Raw genomic sequence first — 20,886 nt, forward strand, 5'->3', positions numbered from 1 at the left:
CGCTCAATTTCCGCGTAAGGACATGTCTAATTTGCATAATCGGCATGTCTAATTATTAGATTAATCTTGGTTAGCGACAAATTCCGACGGGGAGGTGCCGGTCTTCTTTTTGAATACTTTGCTGAAATGGAAATAGTCGATGAATCCGACACGTCCTGCCACTTCTTTGGCGAGTAGATCGGTGTGAAGAAACATTTGCTTCGCCTTCTCAATACGCAGGGTGTACAAGTAATTCATCATCGTCATCCCGGTTTGTTTTTTGAATAGAACCGTAAAATAGCCAACACTCATGCCTGCTCGTCTAGCCAGCATTGGGAGCGAAAGCTCCAACATGTAGTGCTCGTTCATATAGGAAAGGATTTCCTCGATGGATTCGCTAGATGACTTCTTGTCCTGAGTTAAATGGGATTCATATAAATAAATAAAAAGAATACGCTCCAGCATCATGCGCTTTCGAATCGTTTGAGCCGCAATTTCCTCTTCCGACAGAGGATGGATGTCCTCCGTCGTCCGTAGCAGCTCGTCGAGCATATAGTGGATTTTGATTTCACTTAAAGTAGTGAGCGGGCCGTGCAGGGACCACGGGTAACCGTCAGGGATCATCCGGTAGGTGATGACGATGTATTCAGCGGTTTTGGTTTTGGGGACCTGAATGGCGTAGGGACCATGCTCGGGATGGCAAGCATAAGCTTGCGAACAAACCAGTGGTTCCTGGTTACTCTGATGCAGCGTTATATGGCCTCGACGAACAATAATAAGCTGGTACATGCCAGCTGGACATCCAAGCGTAAGGGAGGTGCTGCAAGTCTCGATCTGCTCAATGAGCGGGACGAGGGGAATAAGCTGCTGAAAATTCATAGTCGGAATCCTTCCAATCCTAGTCATGCTTTTCTTTTGATAGTGACACAGAAAGGGGCTTGCAACAAGTGGAGAAAATGTGCAATTGTGCTTGGAGGGCGAGCTCCTCGACACACTCTCGAAAGGATGAGTTTAGGGGAGTGGAACATTTGCGGGAACTATGATCCGCTATTCGGGAGATCTGCGGCGCCTCAGCGAGAGTGAGAGAACTATGGTCCGCTATTTCGTCAATTCTGTCGACAATGTTAGCTATTGAGGGTAAATAGAGCACTGTAGTTCCGTCTGAACCATGAAAATGGATGATTTCATGTAAATAGCGGCCTGTAGTTCCCCATCGCAAAACAAATTAGGCGAAATTCCCTGATTACGCTCAAATGAAAAAGGCCATCCCAAAAGTAGAACATTCTACTTTCGAGACAGCCCTCTTGCCAAGCTGCTGGCGTGAGTTGCGCTCTGATTATAATGCGTAGACGCTTCTCATAATAATTTCGGGCAGTTCGGCTTGCTGAGCGTAGTACTGCTCAGGCGTGATACTGCCGCTGGATAGGCGCTCATCGAGCTGTTCTATGAGCTCGGCGAGCTGGAGATCGATTACTTTTTGGACATCGACCTTATTTGCTTCAGCGATGTCGGCCAGTGACAGCCCATTATATTGGGCATTGTAGATGTCTTCCTCGGAAGCTAGCCCAAGAACGTGGAGCAGGTCATATTTTGCAGCTATAAATTGTTTTTTCATCATCGATACCACCGTACATAGGTTATAGTCCAGCTGCTTGAACAGCTGGAGGCTTGTGTTCCCAAAGGGTCCTGCTCCAGTATATGCAGGAGTTCGCAATATGGCTTGGGGACTTACCTTATTACACAGGTTGGGCATGATTGAATCACGGAAAAAAACAAAAAAGAGCTATCCCACAATCTTGCAAGCAAGATCGCCTTGGGACAGCTCTTTGTGATGTTTTCCTGGTCCTTTTCTTAGCCCTGCCAAGCACCTATTATGATACCGCTAACGAGGTAGGCAACCAGATGGTAGCCGACGGTGATGAAGTACAGCGGGAGCTTGGCATTTTCGAATAAGTAATTCATGCCGATTTTCAGAGAGATACTTAGGCCGATAAGTAGGCCGACTGCGAGTCCTGTTAGCTGTAACGACGTACTCCAATGCCATTGACACGAAAAAAGGAAGCATTGCAGCTGACATGCCTGGCGAGTATGACAAAGTCGTAAATGATACTAACAACTTTAACAATGGCATTATCGATGCTCTTGGGTTTGTCGGTAAACTAGACATCACCCACGATGTAAACGAGCAAGGTAACAAATCCTTGAAAGCTTTGGAAAGCGATGTTGCTACTACGCAAACGCAAGCAGCGGCAACATTGACTACCAAAATTGAAACGACAAAAGCGGAACTGAATAATTTGCTGAGCCAAGAAAGAACGGCAGCATCACAAGAAATTAAAGATAACTTAACTGCTAAAATTGCAGCTAAATTAACAGAACTTCAAAAGCTTGCTGATGACCTGGAAGCAGCTAATATAAAACAATTACGAACAAAGGCGACGCTCTTGAAGCTTCTGGTAAAACAGCTCTAGAGAACATCGTACTTAACGGTTTGAAATAATAAAATGCCTTAAGCGGACTGGCCCCGGCTTCGAGGCCTTACGCTTACTTTGAGATGAGGGAGGAATGAAGATGAAGAGGAGAAATGAGAAGAAACGCAAGGTGAAATAATCCAAGCAGGTTGTCGCAGCCGGAATTGTTTCTTTAACTGTCGTTCTCACGGTATCCGCCGGAATTTCTTATGCGGATATGGATATTGCTGGTGCCATGGCTTCTTGGTTCAACAAGAAAACCGAGCAAGTCATCCGAGGCTTGGATCAATCCATGAAATCAGAGACTGATGCGCAGAAGGAATTGTTAAAGAAAGAATTGCAGCTTCGACTTGAAGCCTCTACTAGAAACCTTGAATCCTTCACAGATGCGCAGAAGCGTCTTCACTTACAGGCACTTGAGCAGCATGCATAAAGTCTGCTTGCCGCCACCGATGTGAAAACTGAGCAGGATCGCACTCAGATTTTGAATAAGCTGCAGGCCATTCTCGACAGCGCCAAGGGTGCCATGGACACATTAGCAGCCAGCTATGTGCCACCAGCTATCGTGTTCACACAGAGCCCGTGTCATTTTGGTACCGCCGCCGCCAATCGAACCCGTATTACCGCCTGTGACGCCACCTGCGATACCACTTACTTCTCCACCGCCGACGGTCATTAAGGATGTATATGGGCAGCAATCAGACGCGAGTGTAAGTCATGTCACGTACAATCAATCATAATTTAGCGAGAAAGCTAGTAAGGGTGGGAAAGCATCATGACAGACGAGATTTTGGAACGTAAGAAGTCAGTAGCGACTAAGCAAAAGAGTGAATTCTGGGGTTGGGTTCGATTCATTTTACTACTCTCACTAGCCTTTATATTGATTAATAACATGATAGGGCTTACGAGGGTTTCAGGTAATTCCATGAATCCGACGCTGGAAAGCGGCAATATTTTGCTAATGAATAAAGTATCGCTATTTTTTAAAACGCCGAAGTACGGCGATGTGGTGGTTATCAAGGATGAACGGTTAGGATTCAGCATTATTAAACGTGTCATTGCCGTCCAAGGCGATCGCGTATTCATTCGGGATGGCGTCATATATGTCAACGAAGCACCGCTACCTGAGCTGTATACAGCCGGCAAGTCGGAAAATATGGACGTACAGACGATTCCAAACGGCCGCCTGTTCGTAGTTGGAGACAATCGGAACCTGGGTGAGAGTAAGGATAGCCGTGATCCCTCGCTGGGTCCTGTACACATCAAAGATGTGAAAGGTTATGCGGTCTTCTCCTTGCTGCCGATGCATCAAATTGCTGAGCCTCTTGACCTGTAAAGCCAAAAAAGATCCGGCGGGTTATCCTTATCCCGACGGATCTTTTTTATGTGCGGGCAATTAGCGCTGCATTTCGAATTGAACCAAACCTTTGGATAAGGCGTATAAGGCGGCTTGCGTCCGATCCGCTAGTTCTAACTTGGCTAGCACCTGACTCACGTGCTTTTTGACGGTGAACTCTGTGATGTAGAGGGCGTTTGCGATCTCTTTGTTGGAGCGGCCCTTACCGAGCGACATTAGGACTTCAAGTTCTTTGGAGGTCAGTTCAGAAAGCTCCTGCTTTTCCCTGCCCGATTTATGATCCATGATGGATCCCATCAACACCGGATCGTAATACTTACGACCGCGAGCTACAACTTCAATGCTGTACAACAAGTCCTCTGGAAACGCTTCCTTTAGACAGACGCCTTCGATCTCCAGGGACTGTGCGAGCTGAAGCTCACTTTGAGTTATCGATGAGGTTAAGATTATATATTTACAAGCATGTCCGGCCTTGCGTGCCTCTTGAATAAAATCGATTCCGTTCTCATTGCCTAAATTCAAATCTACGAGCACAAGATCGGGTTTTGTCTGATCCAGAAGCCGTAGAGCCTCCTTCGCATTCGCAGCTTCCCCAACAATCTTCATGGATTGACCAGATGAAACAATGGTGCAAATGCCTTTGCGAACAAGCGGGTGGTCATCAAGGATAATCATATTCATCGATCGGGTTCCCTCCAAAATGATGCGATCTATGATATACTGAAACTAGGTACAATACCCTAGTTCTTATTACCTATAATTGTAGGCGACTGATTCATTGTATAACAAAAATAGTCGAAAGACCATTAAGAATTCATAAAGTTTAGGAGTATTTCAGCATGATTTTATCCGTCAAATCGGGCTTGTATGTATTTTTTGGAGGCAGATGGGTGCTGCTGTTGATGGGGCTCTTAATTTATACCAAATCGGGGAACGTAACACCGGGATTGCTGCTTGCTGCGGTTCTTTTTCATACGGCTTACAGTCTGTTATTTCTATTTAAAATGGAAAAAAAAGCGGTAATTGCGGCATCTGTTGTTGATATTGGCTTCGGGGTTTATCTGCTTTGGTTAACAGGGGGGTTGTCCTCACCGTTCCTAATTTACTGTTTTACCGGGCTTTTAATGGTTAAGCGGTTTATGACTTGGAGTAGGTTTTATCCAATCTCGTTCTGCTATGCGCTTCTCCTTCCAATGATCTTTGCTGTGACTTCTGAGGGGGCTGCGTTCATGTATCTCCTGGACCATTTTGATTACAGCTTTATTATGCTGGCTTACTTCAGTTTGGTAAGTTGTGCACACTACACCATACAAGTCGTGCGTAGACAATACCGCAAACTAGTGATGATATATTCCTCTCGCTTTATGGCACGGCAGCCGAGGAAGCAAGGAAGTATTTCTTATTTAGAAGGGCTGCTCAAGAAAATTTTGGATGAACGTGAAGTCATTCTCTGTATGGAAAGTAATCGACAGAACGAGAAAGCACAGAGCTGGAAGCATACTTATTTCACAAACTATATGAAGCAGAACGCATCACTGAACAGTCAGAGGATGTACGCCAAATTGCCATCTCCGACAGGTGAATTAGAATCCTGGTACATCCAGACACTGCTCGACCGCAGCGGGAAATCTTATGGTTGGCTGCTGGTGAAGGCGGAGAGAAACGAATTATCTATTCTGCACAAAATGTATATCCAATTCATGCTTATGAGGTTGGAAGCCATTCATTTCAGCGATGAAGAGCTGCTGGAAGCAGAAGAAGCAGCGGTCGCGATTGAGCGCGGTACGATTGCTCAGAACATTCATGACGGCATCACACAAGAGTTGTTTTTCATCTCCATTCAGCTGTTTCAGTTGAAAAATGCACTACCCGCGAATGCGCGCGAAGAAATGCTCCCTTACGTCACCGAGATCGAGAAGAAGGTGAAAGAAAGCCACCGCAATATCCGACAATTCATTATTGAACTTAAGGATGAAAAGAGAGCTTTTAATCTCCACTACGCGATTGAAAAACTGTTGCAGCGTATTACAGAACATACAGGAGTGAAGCCGATTTTTGAACATATTGGTTGGGTTTCGCAGGAACAGGTGGATATCGAAGGTGCGATCTATCACCTGGTGGAGGAAGCAGCCAATAACGTCATCAAACATGCTAAAGCGAAGCATCTTCACGTGACGATTGAAGTTACGAGTGTGCAATGGACGGTTATGATTAAGGATGATGGAATCGGAATGAAAACAGTGGATATGCATCAAGAGGGAAGGTTTGGCATAGGCGGCATGGAAAGCCGGATCAGAGCCTTGAACGGAAGCATTTCATTCCAATCAGAGGAGGCGGAGGGAACAACAGTTACTGCATTTATACCGCGCGAAAGGAGTATAGCTTATGTATAAAGTCATTATTGCGGATGACAGTCCCATTGTAAGGGCAGGTCTTCAGATCCTGCTGGATAGCTGCGGCGTTTATGCCGTAACAGGCGAGGCTACCAATGGCACTGAAGCTATTGAGCAGTCCTTGTCCCTGGTGCCGGATCTACTATTGACAGATCTCAAGATGCCAGGTATACCGATCATTGAAGGGGCGAAGGCGCTGAAGAGCATACACCCGGAAATGAAAATCGTGATTCTAACCGCATTTGATGAAAGTGAGGATATTTATCGTGCTTTTCAAGCAGGTGTGGACGGCTATCTAATGAAGGATACGAGCCCTGAGGTCATATTGTCTACCATTGACGAGGTCATGAAAGGATTATCTTATTTCCAAAGCAAAGAGTATGGAACCTATCCCGCCTCAAAAAGGAGTTCGCTCATATGAACTTGCAGCGCCTCGAGAATCAGCCTATCGATCAACTGATGATGTTCATTATCGCAAGCATGGCTTCTGTATGCACGATTAGCGGAATGCTCTATTGGCTCGTTATCAGAGACTCGGAATCTTATCTTTATATGGTAACCTCGCTCACCGTGTCGCTTTTCACTTGGGGAATTCTCGTCATTCAAAAGAACCTGCCCAAAGAAAATGTGTATACGAAGCTCATATCTCCGATCATTATCTTCGTAGTTGTGGTTGTGAGTACGCTGTACAACCCTTTATCCTTGTGGCACATGTGGGTGGCGATTGCCTTTTGCCCTATCCTCCTTAGTTTGCTGGTAGATTCCAAAATATATGTATACGGCTGCCTTCTTATTATGATGTACGTCGTGCTGCTCACTATATTCGGGCCAACCTCTGTTATAGTTGGAGACATTTCACCAATTATTGCGGCAATAACCAGAGGTGTATATACGTTTGGCAGTGCAATTTTGGGCGGTATTATTCTTATTTCGCGTAATCAGCATAAAAAGCGTGTCGAAGCTTTGGCATTCCAGCAGCAAAAACAGCAGGTGATTAACCTTCTGCAAAGTTTCATTCCCGTTGGAGAACGGAAAACCCAAACGTCGCGGAAAGAAATTGTAGAAATGAGCATGCTGCTCAAATCGCTGGTGAAGGCTTATGGAGGCTTGCGCGTGCAGGAGTGGGAGATTGATCTGCTGTCGCTTCTGCATTTTGTTAGCAGGGTCAAACTTCCGGATTATATGTTCGAAAAGGAAGGGAAATTGTCCGAATTCGAATTCGAGGTCGTTCAGGAGCACTGCTATATGGCGAAGGAATTATGTGAAGGCATCGCGGATTTTGGGGAGGTAGAGAAGGCTTTCCTGTACCATCATGAAAAAGTGGACGGCACCGGCTACCCGTATCGGCTTGCAGGGGACCAGATCCCGCTGCTGTCGCAGATGCTTGGATTAGTGGAGGTATTCCTGGCGTTAACGACGCCGCGTTCCTACAGGCAAGAGATGTCCCAGTTGGAAGCGTATGCAGAAATTCAGAAGTTTGTAGGGCATTCGTTCCGCGCGGATATCGTGGAGGTCTTCGGGAAAGTGATCGATTGAGCCGAATAGCTCAGAGGTGACCAACATCCAATATTAACCTGCTAGAAGCACGCCTACTCTGGTCTTTCCTGTGGAATATTAGTAACAGTCTATGAAGGCTCTACTCAACCACAAAAGGCAAGGAGTGAATCTGCACCCGTGAATTACATCCGTATCCTTACCGTCGTGATTGCGATGCTGCTCGGACAGGCCGCGCTCGTATCCGCTGATGGATCTTATCACTTCGGCTTCAAGAAGAGCGCCAACGGACAGCGTCCCTCCATTGATGAAGAAGGCTTCAAGAATCTGTTGAAGCAGCATGGGGCTATTTTTACAGGCGATCTAGCGGTCAAAGAATTGTACCTGACGTTCGATAATGGGTATGAGCAGGGGTATACCGGCAGAATTTTGGATGTGCTAAAAGAAAAGCAAGTGCCAGCCATCTTTTTTGTGACTGGCCATTACATCAAAACCGAGCCAGAACTGCTTAAGCGCATGGCGCAAGAGGGGCACTTGATTGGCAACCATTCTTGGAGCCACCCGGATATGAGCCAAATTTCCGCTGAGCGTATCAAGAAAGAGCTCGACCAAGTGAGAGACGGCGTGAGCGCCGTCACAGGGCAGAAGGAGATGCATTATTTGCGCACGCCGCGAGGCATTTTCAACGGCCAGTCGCTAGCCGTCAGCCAGCAGCTTGGCTACACGAACGTGTTCTGGTCCATTGCGTACCGCGACTGGGAGCCCAAGCAGCAGAAGGGTTGGGAGTATGCGTACCGAAATGTGATGGCGCAGCTGCACCCTGGCGCGGTGATTTTGCTGCATGCCGTATCCAAAGATAACACGGAGGCTCTCGCCAAAATCATTGACGATGCCAGAAGTCAGGGCTATCAGTTCAAGAGCTTGGACGAGATGAAAACTCGTACACCGTAATATGAAAAAGGATGCCCTCAGGGCATCCTTTTTTGGTGCTATTCGTGGGAGGCAGCCGCCTCTGGCTCCCACGCTAATTCTTTAAGCTCCTGCACTCTTGCTCAAATAGTTCTCAACCGTTGACTGCGATTTCTTATCCTGCAGCCACGTAGTCGAGAGGGAAGCCAGTTTCTGAGTGGTGATCGCTGACTTAATCTCCTCTTTCTTCTCCTCCATAGTCGGGGTAGAAGCTGCTTTGTGGTCCGTTACTTTAATGATGTCGTAGCCTGTGCCTGTCTTAACGGCGCCGCTGGTTTCGCCCGCTTTTAAAGCAAAAGCCGCGGTGTCGAAAGCTTCGTCCATGTTGCCGCTAGAGATGTAACCAAGAGAACCAGCATTGTCTTTGGTTGCCGTGTCTAAAGATTTGCTTTTGGCTATCGCGGCAAAGTCTCCGCCATTTTTCAAATCAGCAACAATCGCATCCGCCTCTTCTTTCGTCGCGACGGAGATGTGAGAGGCCTGAACTTGCTCCGGAACCTTCAAGGTTTCGAGGTTTTCATCATAATATTTTTTGATCTCATCGTCTGTAATCGTGATTTGAGGCGTTAATATCTTTTTCAAGAGCACTTGCGATTTCATGCTTTTCTTGAGATCGTCGATTGTCATGCCGTAAGAAGTAAGTGCTTGCTCGAACTCAGCGTCAGAGCCATAGGAGCCTTTTACATTGGCAATTTCTTTCTCAATATCTTCATCGGTGACGGTCATGCCTGCTTTTTGACCTTCTTGATTAATAAGCTCCTCCGAAATCATAGAATCAAGAGTCTGCTGACCGCCACTGGCAAGCATGGCTTGATATAACTGGTCAGAGTTGATGCTGACACCATTGACCTTGGCAACGGGCTCTGCCGCCCCCGCCTTCCCTACTTGCTTAGTTGGTGGGTAGAAGGCGATATATGCGATAAGGCAGATCAGCAAGAGTGCTGATACCCATTTCCATGTACGATTTGACCGTAGCTGTGTAGTATTCATAATTGCTCCCTTCAGAATGTGTCTCTGGATGACATGCTCCTATTATGCCTATTGAATCTGAAGCCCAGATGAAGCCTAACTGAAAGTTTCATGAAGGCTTAGCCGGTTTCTGGAAGTAGAAAGGATCATACCTCATTTTAAATTGTGCACAAATTAATTGTTGACAAAGTTAAGTGGACTTGATATGATTCTCTCATAAGGTTTGCATCAAATTAATTCGCTAACAAAACAATGGAAGGCAATAGTCCACAAGAAGGAGGCATTCCTATGCATCACAAAGCGATTATTATCGGAACGGGCCCAGCCGGATTAACGGCTGCCATATATTTAGCTAGAGCGAGCATCGAGCCGCTCGTCATCGAGGGCATACAGCCTGGCGGTCAATTAACAACGACAACAGAAGTAGATAACTTTCCTGGTTTCCCAGACGGTATTATGGGTCCTGAGCTCATGGACAACATGAAGAAGCAGGCGCTGCGCTTCGGCGCTAAGATCCAATCGGGGCGTGTGACAGAGGTGGATATGTCGAAACGGCCATTCACTTTATTTCTTGAAGGTGGAGGTCAATTGACCGCAGATTCCATCATTATTTCTACTGGCGCTTCAGCTAAAAAGTTAGGTATCCCTGGGGAGTCCGAGAATATCGGAAAAGGCGTCAGCACTTGTGCAACGTGTGACGGATTTTTCTTCAGGAATAAGAAGATTATCGTGATTGGCGGCGGGGATACCGCGATGGAAGAAGCACAATTTCTGACCAGATTCGCTTCTGAAGTCCGCGTTGTGCATCGCCGTGATGATCTGAAGGCATCGAAAATCATGCAGGATCACGCTCGCACCAATGATAAAGTGGCTTGGAGCCTGAATCGCACACCGCTTGAAGTGGAAGCCGGACCTTTAGGGGTAAAAGGGCTTAAAGTACGAAACAACGAAACAGGCGAGGAAGAGTTGCTTGAGGCAGACGGCATTTTCCTTGCTATCGGGCATACGCCGAATACAGGTTTCTTAGGCGGCCAATTGCCAACTGATGAACTCGGTTATCTGGAGGTCATTCCGGGAACTTCCAAAACGGCTATACCAGGTGTATTTGCCTGCGGCGACGTACAAGATCACATTTACCGACAAGCCATTACATCAGCAGGCAGCGGTGCTATGGCGGCACTCGATGCTGAACGATATATTTCAGAACTGTTTGCGCAAGTAAGCGGCAAATAACCATCAAATAACCATCAAATACTTAAATTCTAGGAGGAATCAGCCATGTCAGTTAACCAAATTTCCGATGCAACATTTCAAAGTGAAACAAGCAGTGGGACCGTACTCGTCGATTTCTGGGCGCCGTGGTGCGGCCCTTGTAAAATGATCGCTCCGATCTTGGATGAACTCTCATCGGAGGTTGGCGATAAAGCCAAAATCGTAAAAATTAACGTGGACGACAATCCGGAGTCCACTGCTAAATATAACGTAATGAGCATTCCAACTTTGCTAGTTTTCAAAGACGGGCAAGTGGTGGATCAGCTAGTAGGCGTGCAACCAAAAGAGAAACTTAAAGCTGTAATTGAGCAAGCATAATAACCTGTTTCCAGCTTCAAAACATACAAACTACATTAATCATTCAGGAGGCACTACAATGACACAAGTACAAGAGCGCACAGGAGTAGCAACAGTTGGAGGAAATCCAGTAACCCTGCTAGGGCCGGAGATTAAAGTTGGCGATCAAGCACCTGATTTCAAGGTGAATAAGGATCTTATGACAGAAGTGAGTTTGTCGGATTTTGCCGGTAAAATTAAGTTGATTTCCGTTGTTCCTTCCGTGGACACAGCCACTTGCGATGCGCAGACGCGCCGATTCAATGTGGAAGCTGATAAACTTGGGGATGACGTTGCGATCCTGACGATTTCAGTAGACCTTCCTTTTGCACAAAGTCGTTTCTGCGGAGCTGCCGGGATTGATAAAGTCGTTACACTTTCCGATTACAAACATCGTGACTTCGGCAAGGCGTATGGTGTATTGATTAAAGAGATTCAGCTGGATCAACGGGCAATCTTCCTTGTAGATGCTAACAACACAGTTCGCTATGTTGAATATTTAACTGAAATGAAAGAGCATCCGAATTACGATGCGGCACTTCAAGCGTTGAGAGAGCTTGTATAAATAACAAAAGGACGAAGCGGGATCATTCCTGCTTCGTCCTTTTTTTATACGTGAATGCCGGCTGACTGCTGGAGTCTAGCGGCAATTTTCATGAAATCCTCTGGGAAAATGCCTGGGGCGAACTCTTCCGGCGTATCGGCGTAATCTGGAATCGGACCGCCTTCCGGAATACCTTCCTTGACGATCAATTCGCCGCCATCCTCGGGATGGGCGCCTTTCCAGATCTGCTCCAGGTCCCTATAGTCCTCGTCGCTGAAACGATACAGAACCCGGTGAACCCCTTTTTCCTCATACTTGCGTGTTTCATTGAAAGCTTTGTTGTCCAGGCTCGGAATCGGTATCAGCTTGGTCACATCCGCGCCGGTAGCTACTTCAAGCGCCTTGGCGTAAGCTACAACGTGTACGCCTCCTCGAACCAGCAAATAGCCGATCATGGCGCGGGCGACGGGGTGACTCGTCATCTCGTAGACACGCATCTTGTGCGTGCGCGCTCCGCACTCCAAGAAGAAGTTATGCAGCAAATCTAGAATGAGATTGCCGCTGTTAAAGACATTCTCCCCGGTCCAAGCCTTGCCCATGGAGTCCATGGGGAGCGCATTTTGACCGGCAAAGATGAAATGCTGCGTATTGCGCACATCCTTAGCAGCCCCCAAAGGTGTTGAATCGGGGTCACCGGGCTTCGTTGAACCGGCTAAGCATAGATTAATCGCGTGGGTAACGAGCTCGACATGGCCGAATTCTTCAGCCGTAATGCTTGAAATGAGGTCATAAAAAGGCTTCAGCTTTGTCTTGTTTTTGAAATTAAACGACTGAAACATGTAATTGTTCAGCGTGGACATTTCGCCGAATTTACCGCCAAGCAGCTCCTGGACAGCGGCAGCTGCGTTCGGATCGGCTGTCGTCGGCTGCGGCAGTTCAATGGCTAAGCGATTAAATCTTTTGATCATAAGGATCCCCCTCCAACTGGTCAGATACGGATGTATTCTAACCAAGCTGGCGGCAAATCATGCAGCCGCCGTATGCTAGCGGGCGAGCGGGACGAGCCTGCTGCCCTTGACCATGGCCCCGCCGCACAAGGGGCACGCCTTCGCCGTTAGCCGCGCTTCCTGCGGCGAAGAAATGCGCGACCAGGCCTTGCAGCCGGCCTGGCCGCAAACCCACGCCGCGACCGACTCCGTCGCGGCTTGTTTAGGAGCAGCCGTCCGTGGCGCGGCTGCCTTAGTCGGAGCAGCCGCCGCAGGCTTGCGGCTGTCAGCCCCGTCCGCGCCAGGGAACGCGGACAGCAGGAAGCGGGAAGGCTCCGCCTTCTTCCCGCGGTAATACGCCGGCGAGCTGATGAGCAGCTCGGCCTTGGCTCTTGTGACGGCGACGTACGCGAGTCGCCGTTCTTCTTCTAGTGCGGCGGCGGTTTTGTCGCGCGGGGTGATACCTGCCAACTGAACATCGTTCAGCTGGTTCGCTTCCAGTGCCGAGCTATGCGGCATGTTGCCCTCAATGGCACAGAGCAAGTAGACCACCTTGAACTCGAGGCCTTTCGATTTGTGAATCGTCATGAGCGAAATTCGGTTCGCAGCATGGTCTTTTTGCAGTGCGCTCATTTCCGTGCGTTTTTCTGCGACTTCATGGATAAAATAAAGAAACTGCTCCACCGAGTCGAAACGCTTGGCAGAGGACTCCAGCTCGTCCAGCGTCTCCTTCAGCATTTCACGGTGATGCGTAAGCTTGCTGCGCTTATTGGTCTCTAGGAAAGTATCATAGAAGTCTTTGCGGATCGCTTGGATGGCTGCGAGCGGCTTCATTTCGGCGAGCGACTTGATGAGACGGATGCGGCTTTTGAGCTTTTCTTTCTGAAAATCCTTCAGCTGCGGCAAGCCCAAGAGGTGGATCAGTGGCCACTTTTTAGCCTGAATCGCCTCCTGTTCTTGAATAATCCGCATGCCTTGGTCACGCCCTATATATAATGAAGGTAGGACACCCTCTATCGCTTCAAAATTGCGGCGCTCATGAGCAATCCGAAGATGATCGATAATCGGCTTCACGATCCACTGTTCATAGAAAGAATCGCTGCTGCCATAGTCGACAAAAGGCAAATTATGCAGGATCAACTGCTCAATAATGGCCCTGCTGTTGCTCTGCGTCCGGTACAGAATGGCAAAATCCCCATACGCACAGCCACCTTCGGCGACTTTGACCCGAATATCGTTGATCAGCCAATCCGCTTCATCGTCACTGCTGGCCGGCCTTACATACAGCGGTTTCGTTTCACTTTGTTTGGTGGCGAGCAGTGTCTTATTTTTGCGTTGGACGTTATGTTGAATGATGGCATTGCCCAGCCCAACGATGCTTGAGGTGGATCGATAGTTAATATCGAGGGTGACCGTTGTCGCTGTGGGATACTGCTCATGAAATTGTAGAATAAATTCATTCCGAGCTCCGTTAAACGAATAAATGGTCTGGTCATCATCGCCGACGACCATCAAATTTTGATGATTTCGAGCCATCATTTTAATAATCTCATACTGCACAGTGTTCGTATCCTGAAATTCATCGACGCTGATGTAAGAAAATTTCCGCTCCAGCGAGCGCAGGATATCGCCATTGTCTTTCAGCAGCTGGTACGCAAGGATCAAGATATCGTCAAAATCGATCTTCATCTGCTCCATTTTCCACTGTTCATATTGCAGATAAATTCGCTTCATCTCCTGATCTTCTTCCGTATCTTCGGGAAGGTCGCTGACGTCGATCAGCTGCATTTTGTAGGAGGAAAGGATGGAGATGAGAACCTCGGGCTGGTAGGTATCCTGAAGTCCCATGCTCAGCATGATGCGTTTGAAAACAATCTGCTGATAACGGCCGTCGCTCAGAATCTCCTGATTGAATCCGTTCATCCGCAGCAATCGGAGGCAAAAGGCATGGAACGTCCTCACTTGCATTGAGTGGGTGATACTTGTATCTAAGCCAGGCAGGGAAGCGAGGCGCTCCCGCATTTCTTCGGCGGCCTTTTTCGAAAAAGTAATCAGCAGCACATTCGACGGATGCACCCGGTGGACGCGCAGCAAATAAGCGACTCGGCATACCAGCACCGTTGTTTTCCCAGAACCTGCTCCCGCTAATGTGAGAAGAGGGCCTTTGAAATGGCGCACAGCCTGTACCTGGGCTTCATTCAATAAAATGCGATGTTGTTCCAAATCACGGAAAAAATAAGCATCCCGATCCTCGTCGGGTACAAAATCCGAGCTATTCGTTAACCGTGCCATCTGCGCATGGGGAACCTTGCGCTCAGTGGCTGGTTTAGAGCTTATTGGAGTAGGGTAAATAGAAAGAGAGTTCATTGGTAATCACCTGTTCCTTGCAGGACTGAACTACCTATTTTATCACAATTCTTGAGCAATGAAAGGATAACTCCGCTGATGGTTATATCTAACTTGAAATTGCTCTGGCACCAATTCCAAAAGCACGATGCTACGGGGCTGGCTGCGCAGTGTGCCTACTATTTCCTGCTGTCGCTGTTCCCGTTTCTGCTCTTTATTCTGAGTTTGCTCGGGTACTTGCCATTCTCATCTGATGATGTGGTGACGCTGATCAGGGACTACATACCGGGCGCCGTCTCCAGCTGGCTTGAGGATACCTTAAGCAATCTGCTCGATGTAAAAAGAGGAGGGACGTTGTCCTTCGGGATCATCCTCGCCTTAGTGAGCGCTAGCGCGGCGATGAACGCCATCGTGATTGCCGTGAACAAAGCCTACGGCTTGCCGGAACGCAAGAGCTTTATTCACTCGCGTTTTCTGGCTGTTATGCTGACGCTGGGCATGCTTATTGTGATTGCTTCTGCGCTGCTTCTGAGTGTATTTGGTCATTGGATAGGGGACTGGGTACAAGCGCATGTCCATCTGGCTTCAACGAAGGTTGACATTTGGAACAATCTTCGCTGGGTTGTGAACTTCATCATCTTGTTCATTGTTTTTACAGGCATTTATTACATAGCTCCGAACACCTGTCTGACGTGTAAAAGTGTGCTGCCCGGCGCCTTATTCGCCTCCCTTGGCTGGCAAGGGACTGGGCTGGGCTTCTCCTTCTACGTGAATAATTTTACGAATTATAGCGCCACTTACGGCAGTGTCGGAGGGATTATCGTCCTTATGACGTGGTTCTATATTTCCGCGCTGCTCATTATTATCGGCGGAGAGATCAACGCCTTGAAGCATGTGAAGATGCAGGAGCAGATTCATACGGTTTCGTTGGATAAGCAGGATATGATGGATAAGCTGGATGGAGATGAGGGGAAGGATGAGCAGGATAGGATTATGCGGTGAAATATCCCCCGCTCAGCTTTCAAGAGCGCGCAGTTCCTGCGGCATTCAAGGCTGAAGCTCCACTTCGCTCTGCCGCGCCCCCACCCTCGCCGCCCCCGCCTCACCCGCTAAAATAACTGGAAAATCTCCCGTTAATCAGAGCCTCGGCGGCTAGAAAAAGGGGATAACTGGAGAAACTGCCTCTAAATCGTCGATGGAGAGGCAAATTTGGTGGATTTGGAGTAATTAGCGTTAGAAATTCCATCTACTTGCGCTAAATAGGATCAGGCGAGGAAAATAGCGGTAGTAATCGGCGTTAATACTAGTAAACAATCTATTTAGCAGCCCAGCCCCACTGGGCCAAAGCCTCACTTTCATAAAAAGACGGCAGAACCAAGCGGAACCCGCTTAGTCCTACCGTCTTTCTCTCACTTCCACCTCTACCACTCCAAAATGCCGCCATCAATCCGCTTAATGCCGCGGATCTTGCCCAGCTGCTCCGCCAGCTGGAACAAGGAAAGATCCTTCATCTTCGCCTCAATCATGACGTCAACACGGTCGAGTCCTGCTTCCTTGCAGCTTTTGAGAAAAGCAACCAGCTGCTCCGGCTCAATGTAGTCAGCGTGGGAGCGAAACTCCTTCGTATCTTTGGGAGACTTGGGAGAAGAGACATGGATTTTCATGGGGATATCGCCCCATGTTTTCGCGATCTGTGGGAGCAGCTCCTGAGGCGTGGCCTCCGAAGGATTGCACCAATCATGATGCAAATCCAACATGCAGGGACGCTGCAGCCTTTGGCTCACGGCGAGGGTTTCCTCGAGCGTGTAGGTTTTATCGTCATTTTCAAAAGTGAGCCGCCGCATGATAGACTCGGGCACCTCGGGGATCTTCGCAAACAGCCGCTCTGTCGCGGCTGTCTTGTCTCCGTACACGCCTCCGACGTGGATGTTGATGATGGCCGATTCATCAAGTCCCATCCCATCGAGAATCGCGGCATGATAGCGCAAATCTTGAATCGCTGCCGCTACGACCGCGTCGCTCCCGTTCAGCAGCGTGAACTGGTTGGGATGCATGCTGAGGCGAATGTCCTGGGCCTTCGCGAAGTCGCCGAGCTTCTTGAGCTCGTCTTTATATTCGCCGGCCACATCAATTTGCACATCAGGATGAGTGGCTAGTGGGATGAGCGACGAAGAGAGACGAAACAAGCGAACCCCATGTGCAGCATTGTAAAAAAGGATGCGCTGCGTTGCTTCAAGATTTTTGCGTCCGATATCAATCGCACGCTGAATGGCTTCCTCACGGGGACGCTGGGAGAACAGCTTGTAAGTGAATGTTGAGCTGGGGGTATTATTAAAAATCGCAAGCGCGATCGATACGAATCCGAGTCGGATAATCATGGGGCCTCCCGTTAAAAGTGCAAGATAAAGTTATTGTTAATGTGCCCCCTAACTGAGGGTTTAAGGCATTAAAAGTAAGAAAAGACACCTAAAAGGTGTCTTCATCTCTATCCGATTTAAATTTATCTATTTTATCTATTTCATCTATTTAATCTCTCTGATCCTTTTGTGATTTCTCTGATCTCTGCGTGGATCTCTCTATTGTATCCGATCTATCCGGTTTTCTCCAAACTACCCTCAAACCAAACCGCCTTAAACCCGCTCAACCTTCAAGAGGTTCGTAGTCCCTGATTTCCCTACAGGAACACCTGCGGAAACGACAGTAAGATCGCCCTTTTTCACATAGCCGAGCGTTTCAGCATGCCCGATAGCCGAACGAATCATCGCATCGGTCGAATCGCAGAACTCGCCATGGATCGGGATTACGCCCTGTACCATGCTAAGCAGATTGATCGCGTACTCGTTGGATGTCACCGCGATAATCGGTGCTTCCGGACGATACTTAGCGATCATCCGTGCAGTGAAGCCGCTCTCTGTCGGTGTCAGAATCGCTGCAGCTTTCAGCTTATTCGCGGAAGATACAACCGCTTGGCACAGCACTTCCGTCACTTCGTTGTTCGATTGCAGCTGTGCGTCGATCAAGGAGCTGCGCTCCATGGTTTGCTCAACGCGCTCGGCAATTGTCGCCATCATCGTCACGGACTCGATGGGATACTTGCCTGCAGCGGTCTCGCCGGACAGCATGACCATGTCACTGCCGTCAAGTACGGCGTTCGCGACATCGCTCACTTCCGCACGCGTCGGACGCGGGTTACGCTGCATGGAATCGAGCATTTGCGTTGCTGTAATAACCGGCTTGCCGGCTAGATTACAGGCACGGATCATATCTTTTTGCGCGATCGGCACTTCCTCGGTAGGGATTTCTACCCCAAGATCGCCACGCGCAACCATGATGCCGTCGGAGGCCTCGAGAATAGAAGCGAAGTTCGTCATGCCTTCTTCGTTCTCAATTTTCGAGATAATTGGCGTATTGCCTGCTCCATACTGCTCGAGAATTCCGCGAACTTCCTGAACATCATTTCCGTTACGGACGAAGGACATCGCGACAATGGAGATATTTTCTTCAACACCGAATTTAATGTGCATCACGTCACGCTCGGTTACACCCGGCAGAGAGGTGCGTACACCTGGCAAGTTCACACCTTTGCGCTGCTTCAGAACGCTTTGGTTCAAGACGCTGCAGATCACTTCTGTGCCATCGATGGATTCAACACGAAGCTCAATGGAGCCGTCATCAATGAGAACGAGATTGCCTGGCTTAACGTCCTGCGGGAGACCTGGGTAATTCACGGAAACACGGCTGCCGTCGCCAATGATTTGTTCAGTCGTCAAGACGATGCGATCGCCGGTTTTCAAATCATAAGAAGCATCTTTCAATTGTCCGATGCGGATTTCCGGTCCTTTGATATCCATCAGAATCGGAACGACAACACCCAACTCCTGAGCCGCTTGACGTACGCGCTGAATGCGTCCGCGGTGCTCATCCAAATCGCCATGAGCCATATTGAGTCGAGCTACGCTCATACCGGAGCGAATGAGTTCCTTCAGAGTCGGGATCGAATCGCAAGCAGGTCCCATGGTGCAAATGATTTTCGTTTTACGCATTGTTAAGGACTTCCTTTCGTAGTGGACGAATCAATTTTGGCTTCATTATATGCCTTTTTTCGACAAAACTCTATGAATTATAGTATGCTATATGAAATATAGTATTCAGGCGGTGGAAAATGAAGGTGACGAGTTACACGTTTGATAAAAGCAGCAATTGGTACGGGGAATCGCAGGAGGGTTGCCAGGATTGGACGCTTGTACTTGTTACTTACGGCCGCTGTGTGTATTGGATCGAGGAAAAGAAGCAAGTGCTGGAGAAGGGGCAGTGGCTGCTCATACCGAGCAGTATTCCCTTTTATGGACGAAGTGTTCCAACCATGCTGCACGAAAAATATGTCGTTCAATTTGATCCAGGAACCGTTCAAGCCTCTTTCCCGCTTTTCAAACTCTCCAGAGCCGCAAGTCGAATCACAAGTAAATACGAACTGATTCTCGACCGGCTGCGACACATCCATCAGCAATGGCAAGACAAACAGCCCTATTATCAGACGCTGTGTGAAGCGCTGCTAACAGAGCTGTTCGTTTATTTGCATAGAGAGTGGGATCAGGAGGCTGTCACGAGTGCTACACTCCAACTGGTTGAGCATATGAAGAGCTACATCCAGAACCACTACCGGGAGCATGTCACCAAGGAGGAGTTGGGTGCTTGCATTAATAGATCGCCGAATTACGCGGCGACACTTTTCAGCAGAGTGACCGGCCAGACGATCAGTGAATGCGTGCATGCAGCCAGGATCAAAACCGCCGTATACATGCTTAGGCATTCGGCATTGACAGTGACGGAAATATCCGATTTCATCGGGTACAATGACCCGTCTTATTTTTATCGCGTGTTCAAAAGGTTGACTGGACTTGTACCGACTGACTTGGTCTCTGACCGCGAAACCGTCCGTAAATAGCGTGGGTCAGCCTTCGATGACACAGCTCTCATCGTTACATTGTTCCTCCGCCACGACGCACTTCAGGCGGGATCTTCTCAGGACCTTTATCAATATTCTGGTAAATAAACGTACCGACACTGGCTTCATCAAATTTTGGTAGCTGCATCGTTTTCGTCCAAGCGGTTACGACAACCTCTTTATCGCTGGGCACATCTGGATTAGATACAGCTAACACACCAGCGCCAGCTTTCTTGAAGCGACTTAAATAATCGAGCCGGTCCTTCAACTCTTGAGGCGCATCTGGATGGTAATAGATAATGATGTCGCCGTGCTCCAAATTATGGACAAGCATCGCATACGTCGGTCTTTCTTTGTAAAAGCCGAATTTCAAGTCATGCGGACTGTGCGTGCCTGAGGTTGGAATTTTCATCTCGTAGGTCAGCATGCCCTCATCGTGGCCGCGGCCGTAATCTTTATCCGTAGTAACCTGGATCGGCGCATTATAATTAAGTTTTTCTACGCTGTATGTGTTGGATGAGGACTGGATCAGAGAAGTACCCACAGAGCAGACTGCCAAAATTATAAGGGTATGGGAGAGAATCAGCCATGTTTTGCGTTTTTTTTGCAGAGCTTGCTTCTCTGCTTTTTTCAGCTTGCTTGTGTTCGCTTTGTTCGTTTTAGCGGCTATCACGTAGCCGATGATGGCCAAAATGAAAAGGGCTGCCCCTATATAAAGCAAAATAGCAATAAGATCTGGTCCGTTCTGCATGGTGGAATTGTCCATTGATATGAGCTCCTTTATGTTTATAATCCGTCTTACACTACATATTGTAGTTTCGATAG

Annotated in this window: 23 protein-coding genes; 13 read left to right on the forward strand and 10 right to left on the reverse strand. The window is 48.2% G+C overall.

The features are described from left to right. Positions 1-60: 60 nt before the first annotated feature. The 3 genes from AC58UW_RS17120 to AC58UW_RS17130 all read right to left on the reverse strand — a co-directional run bounded on the left by AC58UW_RS17120 (position 61) and on the right by AC58UW_RS17130 (position 1,941). Positions 61-858, reverse strand: a complete 798-nt coding sequence (locus AC58UW_RS17120) for an AraC family transcriptional regulator (protein WP_497421832.1) — start codon at positions 856-858, stop codon at positions 61-63. A gap of 457 nt (positions 859-1,315) precedes the next feature. After that, positions 1,316-1,594: a hypothetical protein gene (locus AC58UW_RS17125; RefSeq protein WP_497374215.1), complete on the reverse strand. Its 279-nt coding sequence runs from the start codon at positions 1,592-1,594 to the stop codon at positions 1,316-1,318. A 236-nt stretch (positions 1,595-1,830) separates the two neighbouring features. Beyond that, a complete protein-coding gene (locus AC58UW_RS17130; RefSeq protein WP_497421833.1) occupies positions 1,831-1,941 on the reverse strand; it encodes a hypothetical protein in 111 nt (36 codons plus the stop codon). A gap of 113 nt (positions 1,942-2,054) precedes the next feature. On the opposite strand from AC58UW_RS17130, the gene AC58UW_RS17135 reads away from it, so the two are divergent. From AC58UW_RS17135 to lepB, 4 genes are all read left to right on the forward strand, one after another. After that, a complete protein-coding gene (locus AC58UW_RS17135) occupies positions 2,055-2,450 on the forward strand; it encodes a hypothetical protein (protein ID WP_497421834.1) in 396 nt (131 codons plus the stop codon). A gap of 235 nt (positions 2,451-2,685) precedes the next feature. Further along, positions 2,686-2,883 (forward strand): hypothetical protein, encoded by a 198-nt coding sequence (locus tag AC58UW_RS17140; protein ID WP_497421835.1) that lies wholly within the window; start codon positions 2,686-2,688, stop codon positions 2,881-2,883. 21 nt (positions 2,884-2,904) lie between these two features. Beyond that, positions 2,905-3,129, forward strand: coding sequence for a hypothetical protein (locus tag AC58UW_RS17145; RefSeq protein ID WP_497421836.1), 225 nt, complete (start codon positions 2,905-2,907; stop codon positions 3,127-3,129). 96 nt (positions 3,130-3,225) lie between these two features. Further along, the gene (lepB, locus tag AC58UW_RS17150) at positions 3,226-3,786 is read left to right on the forward strand and encodes a signal peptidase I (protein WP_497421837.1); all 561 of its coding nucleotides are present in this window, start codon (positions 3,226-3,228) and stop codon (positions 3,784-3,786) included. Between the two features lie 60 nt (positions 3,787-3,846). On the opposite strand, the gene AC58UW_RS17155 is transcribed toward lepB, so the two are convergent. Further along, positions 3,847-4,488, reverse strand: coding sequence for a response regulator (locus AC58UW_RS17155; RefSeq protein ID WP_497421838.1), 642 nt, complete (start codon positions 4,486-4,488; stop codon positions 3,847-3,849). 158 nt (positions 4,489-4,646) lie between these two features. On the opposite strand from AC58UW_RS17155, the gene AC58UW_RS17160 reads away from it, so the two are divergent. The 4 genes from AC58UW_RS17160 to pdaA all read left to right on the forward strand — a co-directional run bounded on the left by AC58UW_RS17160 (position 4,647) and on the right by pdaA (position 8,645). Further along, the gene (locus AC58UW_RS17160) at positions 4,647-6,200 is read left to right on the forward strand and encodes a sensor histidine kinase (protein WP_497421839.1); all 1,554 of its coding nucleotides are present in this window, start codon (positions 4,647-4,649) and stop codon (positions 6,198-6,200) included. Next, the gene (locus AC58UW_RS17165) at positions 6,193-6,621 is read left to right on the forward strand and encodes a response regulator (protein WP_497421840.1); all 429 of its coding nucleotides are present in this window, start codon (positions 6,193-6,195) and stop codon (positions 6,619-6,621) included. The genes AC58UW_RS17160 and AC58UW_RS17165 overlap by 8 nt, the downstream gene beginning before the upstream one ends. Then, on the forward strand, positions 6,618-7,736 hold the full coding sequence (locus AC58UW_RS17170; RefSeq protein ID WP_497421841.1) for an HD-GYP domain-containing protein: 1,119 nt from the start codon (positions 6,618-6,620) through the stop codon (positions 7,734-7,736). The genes AC58UW_RS17165 and AC58UW_RS17170 overlap by 4 nt, the downstream gene beginning before the upstream one ends. A 174-nt stretch (positions 7,737-7,910) precedes the next feature. Next, entirely contained in the window at positions 7,911-8,645 is a 735-nt protein-coding gene (gene pdaA, locus AC58UW_RS17175) for a delta-lactam-biosynthetic de-N-acetylase (RefSeq protein ID WP_497422023.1), read from the forward strand. Positions 8,646-8,726: 81 nt separating this feature from the next. Here pdaA and AC58UW_RS17180 read toward each other — a convergent pair whose 3' ends face one another. After that, positions 8,727-9,653 (reverse strand): peptidyl-prolyl cis-trans isomerase, encoded by a 927-nt coding sequence (locus AC58UW_RS17180; RefSeq protein WP_497421842.1) that lies wholly within the window; start codon positions 9,651-9,653, stop codon positions 8,727-8,729. A gap of 267 nt (positions 9,654-9,920) precedes the next feature. Between AC58UW_RS17180 and trxB the strand changes: the two genes are divergently transcribed. From trxB to tpx, 3 genes are read left to right on the forward strand one after another with little or no spacing between them, the layout of a single operon-like run. Next, positions 9,921-10,865 (forward strand): thioredoxin-disulfide reductase, encoded by a 945-nt coding sequence (gene trxB / locus AC58UW_RS17185; protein ID WP_497421843.1) that lies wholly within the window; start codon positions 9,921-9,923, stop codon positions 10,863-10,865. Positions 10,866-10,910: 45 nt separating this feature from the next. Further along, complete coding sequence (trxA, locus tag AC58UW_RS17190) at positions 10,911-11,222, forward strand: thioredoxin (RefSeq protein ID WP_497421844.1); 312 nt, start codon at positions 10,911-10,913, stop codon at positions 11,220-11,222. Positions 11,223-11,280: 58 nt separating this feature from the next. Beyond that, positions 11,281-11,805 (forward strand): thiol peroxidase, encoded by a 525-nt coding sequence (gene tpx / locus AC58UW_RS17195; protein ID WP_497421845.1) that lies wholly within the window; start codon positions 11,281-11,283, stop codon positions 11,803-11,805. Positions 11,806-11,849: 44 nt separating this feature from the next. On the opposite strand, the gene AC58UW_RS17200 is transcribed toward tpx, so the two are convergent. Together AC58UW_RS17200 and AC58UW_RS17205 are read right to left on the reverse strand one after the other, a co-directional pair. Then, positions 11,850-12,752, reverse strand: coding sequence for a manganese catalase family protein (locus AC58UW_RS17200; RefSeq protein ID WP_497421846.1), 903 nt, complete (start codon positions 12,750-12,752; stop codon positions 11,850-11,852). 75 nt (positions 12,753-12,827) lie between these two features. Continuing rightward, positions 12,828-15,137, reverse strand: coding sequence for a UvrD-helicase domain-containing protein (locus AC58UW_RS17205; protein ID WP_497421847.1), 2,310 nt, complete (start codon positions 15,135-15,137; stop codon positions 12,828-12,830). A 78-nt stretch (positions 15,138-15,215) separates the two neighbouring features. Here AC58UW_RS17205 and AC58UW_RS17210 point away from each other — a divergent pair, with 78 nt between their 5' ends. After that, positions 15,216-16,118, forward strand: a complete 903-nt coding sequence (locus AC58UW_RS17210) for a YihY/virulence factor BrkB family protein (RefSeq protein WP_497421848.1) — start codon at positions 15,216-15,218, stop codon at positions 16,116-16,118. 419 nt (positions 16,119-16,537) lie between these two features. On the opposite strand, the gene uvsE is transcribed toward AC58UW_RS17210, so the two are convergent. Next, the gene (gene uvsE, locus AC58UW_RS17215; RefSeq protein WP_497421849.1) at positions 16,538-17,494 is read right to left on the reverse strand and encodes a UV DNA damage repair endonuclease UvsE; all 957 of its coding nucleotides are present in this window, start codon (positions 17,492-17,494) and stop codon (positions 16,538-16,540) included. Between the two features lie 252 nt (positions 17,495-17,746). Beyond that, the gene (pyk, locus tag AC58UW_RS17220; RefSeq protein ID WP_497421850.1) at positions 17,747-19,159 is read right to left on the reverse strand and encodes a pyruvate kinase; all 1,413 of its coding nucleotides are present in this window, start codon (positions 19,157-19,159) and stop codon (positions 17,747-17,749) included. Positions 19,160-19,278: 119 nt separating this feature from the next. Here pyk and AC58UW_RS17225 point away from each other — a divergent pair, with 119 nt between their 5' ends. Further along, on the forward strand, positions 19,279-20,061 hold the full coding sequence (locus AC58UW_RS17225) for an AraC family transcriptional regulator (RefSeq protein WP_497421851.1): 783 nt from the start codon (positions 19,279-19,281) through the stop codon (positions 20,059-20,061). A 34-nt stretch (positions 20,062-20,095) separates the two neighbouring features. Here the strand turns inward: AC58UW_RS17225 and AC58UW_RS17230 are convergent, their stop codons facing one another. Further along, positions 20,096-20,827, reverse strand: a complete 732-nt coding sequence (locus AC58UW_RS17230; protein WP_497421852.1) for a DUF3105 domain-containing protein — start codon at positions 20,825-20,827, stop codon at positions 20,096-20,098. Positions 20,828-20,886: the final 59 nt, after the last annotated feature.

The organism is Paenibacillus sp. J22R160 (assembly GCF_059692135.1).

Bases quoted from the DNA above. Each gene is read 5' to 3' on its own strand.
- AC58UW_RS17140 (WP_497421835.1), top strand. From the start codon at position 2,686: ATGGCTTCTTGGTTCAACAAGAAAACCGAGCAAGTCATCCGAGGCTTG.
- pyk (WP_497421850.1), bottom strand. From the start codon at position 19,159: ATGCGTAAAACGAAAATCATTTGCACCATGGGACCTGCTTGCGATTCG.
- AC58UW_RS17165 (WP_497421840.1), top strand. From the start codon at position 6,193: ATGTATAAAGTCATTATTGCGGATGACAGTCCCATTGTAAGGGCAGGT.
- AC58UW_RS17125 (WP_497374215.1), bottom strand. From the start codon at position 1,594: ATGAAAAAACAATTTATAGCTGCAAAATATGACCTGCTCCACGTTCTT.
- AC58UW_RS17225 (WP_497421851.1), top strand. From the start codon at position 19,279: ATGAAGGTGACGAGTTACACGTTTGATAAAAGCAGCAATTGGTACGGG.
- tpx (WP_497421845.1), top strand. From the start codon at position 11,281: ATGACACAAGTACAAGAGCGCACAGGAGTAGCAACAGTTGGAGGAAAT.
- AC58UW_RS17180 (WP_497421842.1), bottom strand. From the start codon at position 9,653: ATGAATACTACACAGCTACGGTCAAATCGTACATGGAAATGGGTATCA.
- AC58UW_RS17210 (WP_497421848.1), top strand. From the start codon at position 15,216: ATGGTTATATCTAACTTGAAATTGCTCTGGCACCAATTCCAAAAGCAC.
- AC58UW_RS17170 (WP_497421841.1), top strand. From the start codon at position 6,618: ATGAACTTGCAGCGCCTCGAGAATCAGCCTATCGATCAACTGATGATG.
- AC58UW_RS17120 (WP_497421832.1), bottom strand. From the start codon at position 858: ATGAATTTTCAGCAGCTTATTCCCCTCGTCCCGCTCATTGAGCAGATC.
- AC58UW_RS17160 (WP_497421839.1), top strand. From the start codon at position 4,647: ATGATTTTATCCGTCAAATCGGGCTTGTATGTATTTTTTGGAGGCAGA.
- AC58UW_RS17205 (WP_497421847.1), bottom strand. From the start codon at position 15,137: ATGAACTCTCTTTCTATTTACCCTACTCCAATAAGCTCTAAACCAGCC.
- AC58UW_RS17155 (WP_497421838.1), bottom strand. From the start codon at position 4,488: ATGAATATGATTATCCTTGATGACCACCCGCTTGTTCGCAAAGGCATT.
- trxA (WP_497421844.1), top strand. From the start codon at position 10,911: ATGTCAGTTAACCAAATTTCCGATGCAACATTTCAAAGTGAAACAAGC.
- uvsE (WP_497421849.1), bottom strand. From the start codon at position 17,494: ATGATTATCCGACTCGGATTCGTATCGATCGCGCTTGCGATTTTTAAT.
- AC58UW_RS17135 (WP_497421834.1), top strand. From the start codon at position 2,055: ATGCCTGGCGAGTATGACAAAGTCGTAAATGATACTAACAACTTTAAC.
- AC58UW_RS17130 (WP_497421833.1), bottom strand. From the start codon at position 1,941: ATGAATTACTTATTCGAAAATGCCAAGCTCCCGCTGTACTTCATCACC.
- lepB (WP_497421837.1), top strand. From the start codon at position 3,226: ATGACAGACGAGATTTTGGAACGTAAGAAGTCAGTAGCGACTAAGCAA.
- trxB (WP_497421843.1), top strand. From the start codon at position 9,921: ATGCATCACAAAGCGATTATTATCGGAACGGGCCCAGCCGGATTAACG.
- AC58UW_RS17200 (WP_497421846.1), bottom strand. From the start codon at position 12,752: ATGATCAAAAGATTTAATCGCTTAGCCATTGAACTGCCGCAGCCGACG.
- AC58UW_RS17230 (WP_497421852.1), bottom strand. From the start codon at position 20,827: ATGGACAATTCCACCATGCAGAACGGACCAGATCTTATTGCTATTTTG.
- pdaA (WP_497422023.1), top strand. From the start codon at position 7,911: ATGCTGCTCGGACAGGCCGCGCTCGTATCCGCTGATGGATCTTATCAC.